Origin of the sequence: Janibacter hoylei PVAS-1 (genome assembly GCF_000297495.1) — a bacterium.
Taxonomy (GTDB): Bacteria; Actinomycetota; Actinomycetes; order Actinomycetales; family Dermatophilaceae; genus Janibacter; species Janibacter hoylei.
On sequence record NZ_ALWX01000046.1, the window covers coordinates 24,173 to 30,172 of the forward strand.

Genomic DNA, 6,000 nt, shown 5'->3' on the forward strand with positions numbered 1-6,000 from the left:
TCGCGTGGGTCGAGGGGGAGGGGCGCGTGGCTCTCGTGGACCTAAGTGGGTCCGTCTCTGCCCTCCCGCAGCTCTGCCCGGAGCCTGCGGCCAGCCTGTGGCGCGCGCTCGCCGCGCGCCCATGCACCTATGACGATTTGCTCACAGTGGCGACGGAGACCGTCGGAGGCGGCGACGCCCCGGCGCTGGTCGAGGCCTTCGTTGAGGCCTTCGCCGCCGCGCGGCTGATCGTCCCGGCAGCATGAGCACCGCGTCGGGGCTGACGCTGGCCGAGGCCGGTCCGCTCGGGACCGTCATGCTCCAGCGGCACCTGTCTGCCAGAGGGATCAGGTCCTGGCGATCAAGGGGCCAGCCTTCGCGCAGCTCGGAGTGCGCTCGGCGAAGTCATCGAACGACTTCGACCTGATGATCCACCCCGATGACCGGCCGAAGGCCACCCAGGCGTTGGCCGAGGTGGGCTGGCGGGTCGTCTCCTACTGGTTCCCTCCGGAGCTCGACGACATCGTCTACTCGACGACCTTCCGGCACCAGCACTTTCCGACGACCATGGATCTGCACCACACTTTTTCGGGCTTCTTGGATGCGCCCGGTGCCTTTGACGCGCTGTGGGTCGAGCGATCCACGGTGACGATCGCGCACCAGCCGGTGCTGACGACGAGTGCTCCACATGCCCTCGTCATCGAGGCGCTCAACCACCTCAAGGTGACTCCGCAGGAGTCGTGGCCGGTCACGGCAGAGCGCATACTGGCTGATGCCAGCCCCTTTGCCGGTGACGAGATCCTGGCTGCCGCGCGCTCGGTCGGTGCCGTCTGGACGGTCGGTGCCGTGCTCGATCAGCTGGGCGTGGATCCGCCCGAGGGACCTGTCCCCGAGTCCGCGGAGCGCTGGCGCGCGGAGGCGGGCGCCGACAACACGCGCCGGCTCATCAAGCACCTGGTCCGCCGAGCACCGAGGCACCTGCCCCGGGTGGTGTGGCAACAGCTGACGCTCAGTGAGGAAATCGCACGCTTTTGGGCGAGTGCCCAAGACGTCGAGTATCGGAGTCCGCGGCAGATCTTGGCCGTGCGTGTCCGGCGGTTGGTCGGCAAGTAGATTGACTCGGGTCCGACGGAAGGGGATACATGGAGCTGGCGGACTACCTGCGCATCGTGCGTCGTCATTGGCGCGCGATCCTCGTGTGTGTCGTCGTGTGCCTGCTGATCGCGGCGGCATACGACCTGACCCAGCCGAAGGTGTACTCCGCCGACGCGGCCGGCTTCGTCGCGGCGTCCAAGTCCTCCTCCGCTGCCGAGGACTCGATCAACGACACCCTCGCCAAGTCGCGGGCGACGTCGTACGTCGACGTCGCCAAGAGTCGTGGCACTGCGGAGGCGGCGAAGCGGATCGCCAAGAGCGACGCCTCGACCTCTCAGCTCATCGGTCGGATCGAGGTCAGCCAGCCGCCGGACACCGTCCTCATCCGGGTCGTCGCCCACGGAGCGACGCCGCAGGAGGCCTCGGACCTGGCCAACGCGTGGATCGCTGGCCTGGCCGAGGAGGTCGCCAAGATCGAAGGGGGCGACGACGGCCTGCGCGTCGTGCCGCAGGAATCGGCGATCCTGCCGACGTCGCCGACGTCGCCCAACCCCCGACGGGACCTGTCGCTGGCGTTGGTGCTCGGCCTGCTGCTGGGTCTGGGCGTGGCCGTCATCCGCTCCCAGCTCGACCGACGCATCCGCACACCGGAGGACATCAAGCCATTTGGCCTGTCGGTCATGGCAACGATCCCGCAGAGCAAGGCCCTCGGACGCAAGTCGGATGATCGGATCCCTGCACTTGCTGGTGGGATGACTCGGTCGAGCGATCCGGCAGCGAGCGAGGCCCTGCGCAAGCTGCGGACCAACCTGCGCTATATGGACGTCGACAACCCGCCTCGAGTGGTCGTCATCTCGAGTCCACGCGAGGGCGATGGCAAGTCGACGATCGCGGTCAACCTGGCCTATGCGATGGCGGCTTCGGGCCACCCGACGACCTTGGTCGACGCGGATCTGCGTCGCCCGGTGATCGCCGACGGCGTCGGGGCCACCGAGGGTGCGGGTCTGACGGACGTGCTGGTGGGGGAGGCATCGCTCGACGACGTGCTGCAGCCGGCGCCGGGGGAGGGCAACCTGCAGGTGCTCGCCGCGGGCAACATCCCGCCCAACCCGAGTGAGGTCCTCGGCTCGCAGGCGATGGTCCGTCTGCTGGCCGAGCTCGCCTCGCGTGGTCGGGTCATCGTCGATGCCCCGCCGCTGCTGCCCGTCACGGACGGCGCGATCCTCACGGCGCTCTCCGACGGGGCCATCCTCGTCGTCACGGCGGGCAAGACCCTCGACACCCACGTGGAGCGGACCCTCGAGCACCTCGAAGAGGTCAACGGGCGCGTCCTCGGCGTGGTGCTCAACCAGGCCTCACGCAAGGAAACCTCCGCCTATTACGGCGGAGGCTCCTCGTACTACGTACGGCGCGCAGGCGCGTCGTCGTCTGACTAGATCGTGTACTCGACCCAGTGGGTGCCGGAGATCATGCCGGCGCCCACGGTGTTGCCGGTCGCCGGGTCGATGAGTATGAAGGACCCCGTCGCCCGGTGGGTGGCGTAGGCATCGACGGCCAGCGGCTGCGACAGGCGAAGGGAGACCGTCCCGACCTCGTTGAGCCCCAGTTCGCTGGCCTCGCCATCGCGCTCGAGCGTGTTGACGTCGAGCCGGGCACCAAGCCCGTCGACGATGGCCTTGACAGTGCGGGTGGTGTGCTTGAGCAGCAGCTTCTGCCGGCTGTGCAGGGTGCCGGTCGTCATCCAGCAGACCGTCGCGGTGATCTCGCGCGTCACCTCGGGGGCGTGCTCGGCGTCGGCGATGAGGTCCCCGCGTGAGACGTCGACCTCGTCACCGAGGCGGAGCGTTACCGACTGGCCGCTGACGGCCCGGTCGTGCGTGGCGTCGAGGGTGTCGATGCCGGCGATGGTCGTGCGCACCCCGCTCGGCAGGACGACGACGTCCTGGCCGACGGTGAAGGTGCCGGCCTCGACCCGGCCGGCGTAGCCGCGGTAGTCGCGGTGCTCGTCCTGCTGCGGACGGATGACGTATTGGACGGGGAAGCGGTCGCCCTTCGTCTCGAAGAGGTCGGCGCTCTCGGCGGTCTCGAGGTGCTCGAGCAGGCTCGTGCCGGTGTACCAGGGCATCGCGTCGCTGGTCTCGACGACGTTGTCGCCGACGAGCGCGGAGATGGGGAAGGTCGCGACCGCCGGCACCTGCAGCTGCTCGGTGAAGTCGAGGAAGTCCTCACGGATCTGCGTGTAGACGGACTCGTCGTAGTCAACGAGGTCCATCTTGTTGACCACAAGCGTGATGTGGGGGACCTGCAGCAGCGACAGAAGGACGGTGTGCCGCCGCGACTGCTCGGTCAGCCCGTGGCGGGCGTCGACGAGCACCAGGCCCAGGTCGGCGGTCGAGGCGCCGGTGACCATGTTGCGCGTGTACTGCGCGTGACCGGGAGTGTCGGCGAGGATGAACTTGCGCCGCGGCGTTGCGAAGTAGCGGTAGGCGACATCGATGGTGATGCCCTGCTCCCGCTCGCTGCGCAGTCCGTCGGTGAGCAACGCGAGGTCCGTGTGGTCGTGGCCCTTGGCCTTGCTCGTGGCCTCGACGGCCTCGAGCTGGTCCTCGAAGATCGCCTTGCTGTCGAGCAGCAGCCTCCCGATCAGGGTCGACTTGCCGTCGTCAACCGACCCCGCCGTCGCGACCCGCAGCAGCCCCAGATCAAGGTCTGTCCCCACGGCGGCCTCCCCACGCTCCCCAGCCACGGTCCCTGAGGTGCGAGGAGCGCCAGCGACGAGCCTCGAAGGGTTGGCCGTCTCGTCCCTCTCACGTTCATTGAGGTGCGACGAGCTCTCGTCCCTCTCCCGGTCATTGAGGTGCGACGAGCTCTGCGAGGAGCCTCGAAATGACGTCTCAGTCTGGATACCCATCAGAAGTACCCCTCCTTCTTCCGGTCCTCCATGGCGGCCTCGCTGAAGCGGTCGTCACCACGGGTGGCGCCTCGCTCGGTGAGTCGGGCAACAGAGATCTCGTCGATGATCGCCTCGACGGTGTCGGCGGTGGACTCCACGCACCCGGTGAGCGTCAGGTCGCCGACGGTGCGGAAGCGCACCGTCCGTTCTTGGGCCATTTCACCAGGGCGAAGGGGGTTGTGCTCGCTCGCGGTGAGGAGCATCCCGTCCCGCTCGAAGACGCGTCGTTGGTGCGAGTAGTAGATCTCGGGGATGTCGAGCTGCTCGCGGCCGATGTACTGCCAGATGTCGAGCTCGGTCCAGTTAGACAGCGGGAAGATCCGCATGTGTTCGCCCTCATGGATGCGCCCGTTGTAGAGGGACCAGAGCTCGGGGCGCTGGTTCTTGGGGTCCCACTGGCCGAAGTCGTCGCGGTGGGAGTAGATGCGCTCCTTGGCGCGGGCCTTCTCCTCGTCGCGCCGGCCCCCGCCGAAGGCAGCGGTGTAGCCGCGCTCCTCGATGGCGTGGAGCAGGGTGCCGATCTGCAGGCGGTTGCGTGAGGTCTTGCCGTCGTCGATGACGGTGCCGTTGGCGATGGCCTCCTCGACGGAGGCGACGTGCAGCTCGATGCCTAGGCGGTCGACCCAGCGGTCGCGGGTGGCGAGCACCTCGGGGAAGTCGAAGCCGGTGTCGACCTGGAGCAGGCCGAAGGGGATCTTTGCCGGGGCGAAGGCTCGCTCCGCCAACCGGAGCATGACGATCGAGTCCTTGCCGCCGGAGAACATCAGGACGGGTCGCTCGAACTCCGCAGCGACCTCACGGATGACGTGGATCGACTCGCTCTCGAGGACGTCGAGGTGCGTCAGGGCAGCCGATGGTGCGGCAGTGGGCACGAGGGAACCTCTCTTCGAACGGGATCCTCGGAGCATAACTGTATGTTATGGATGACCAAACTCGTGTTCATGTGTTGGATTCAGCGGTCCGTTACGCGTCGGTGCCGAAGAGGTCGCGGGTGTAGACCTTGTCGGCGACGTCGTCGAGGTCGGGGGTGCGGCGGTTGGCGATGATGACGTCCGCCTCGTCCTTGAAGGCGCGGGCGTCGCGGATGACGCGGGAGCCGTAGAAGGTCTCCTCGGTCAGGGCGGGCTCGAAGATGATGACCTCGATGCCCTTGCCCTTGAGGCGCTTCATGATCCCCTGGATCGAGGAGGCGCGGAAGTTGTCCGAGCCGGCCTTCATGATCAGGCGGTGGACGCCGACGACGCGGGGGGCCGCGGCGCAGGATGTCCTCGGCGACGAAGTCCTTGCGGGTGCGGTTGGAGTCGACGATGGCCTGCATGAGGTTTTGCGGGACGTCCTGGTAGTTGGCCAGCAGCTGCTTGGTGTCCTTGGGCAGGCAGTAGCCGCCGTAGCCGAAGGAGGGGTTGTTGTAGTGCGACCCGATGCGCGGGTCGAGCCCGACGCCGTCGATGATCTGGCGGGTGTTGAGCCCGTGGCGGGCGGCGAAGGTGTCGAGCTCGTTGAAGTAGGCCACGCGCATGGCGAGGAAGGTGTTGGCGAAGAGCTTGATCGCCTCGGCCTCGGTGGAGTCGGTCAGCAGCACGGGCACCTCCTCGTCGACGGCGCCCTCGACGAGGAGGTCGGCGAAGCGGCGGGCGCGGTCGCTGACCTCACCGACGACGATGCGGCTGGGGTGGAGGTTGTCGAGCAGGGCCTTGCCCTCGCGCAGGAACTCCGGGCTGAAGATGAGGTTGTCGGTGCCGAAGCGCTCGCGGGCGCCGGCGGTGAAACCGACCGGGATCGTGGACTTGACGACCATGACCGCGTCCGGGTTGGTCGCGATGACGTCGGCGATGACCCCTTCGACGGAGGAGGTGTCGAAGTAGTTGGTCTGCGGGTCGTAGTCGGTGGGCGTGGCGATGACGACGAACTCGGCGTCGGCGTAGGCCCGGTCCTTGTCGAGGGTGAAGGTCAGGTCGAGCTCCCGGTGGGCC

The 6,000-nt window shown here is 67.8% G+C and carries 5 protein-coding genes and 1 pseudogene; 3 read left to right on the forward strand and 3 right to left on the reverse strand.

From position 1 onward, the window contains the following. Window positions 1–26: 26 nt before the first annotated feature. From B277_RS10355 to B277_RS10365, 3 genes are all read left to right on the forward strand, one after another. The gene (locus B277_RS10355) at window positions 27–245 is read left to right on the forward strand and encodes a hypothetical protein (RefSeq protein WP_128277365.1); all 219 of its coding nucleotides are present in this window, start codon (window positions 27–29) and stop codon (window positions 243–245) included. Window positions 246–339: 94 nt separating this feature from the next. Continuing rightward, window positions 340–1,092, forward strand: coding sequence for a nucleotidyltransferase family protein (locus B277_RS10360; RefSeq protein WP_274517178.1), 753 nt, complete (start codon window positions 340–342; stop codon window positions 1,090–1,092). A 29-nt stretch (window positions 1,093–1,121) separates the two neighbouring features. Then, window positions 1,122–2,510, forward strand: a complete 1,389-nt coding sequence (locus tag B277_RS10365; protein ID WP_007927985.1) for a tyrosine-protein kinase domain-containing protein — start codon at window positions 1,122–1,124, stop codon at window positions 2,508–2,510. Here the strand turns inward: B277_RS10365 and B277_RS10370 are convergent. The 3 genes and pseudogenes from B277_RS10370 to B277_RS10380 form a co-directional block, all read right to left on the reverse strand. Next, window positions 2,507–3,793, reverse strand: a complete 1,287-nt coding sequence (locus B277_RS10370; protein WP_007927987.1) for a sulfate adenylyltransferase subunit 1 — start codon at window positions 3,791–3,793, stop codon at window positions 2,507–2,509. The two genes, B277_RS10365 and B277_RS10370, sit on opposite strands and share 4 nt — an antisense overlap. A gap of 191 nt (window positions 3,794–3,984) precedes the next feature. Further along, on the reverse strand, window positions 3,985–4,899 hold the full coding sequence (cysD, locus tag B277_RS10375; RefSeq protein WP_007927989.1) for a sulfate adenylyltransferase subunit CysD: 915 nt from the start codon (window positions 4,897–4,899) through the stop codon (window positions 3,985–3,987). 91 nt (window positions 4,900–4,990) lie between these two features. After that, window positions 4,991–6,000 (reverse strand): annotated as a pseudogene (locus tag B277_RS10380) (nucleotide sugar dehydrogenase); the annotation flags it as partial.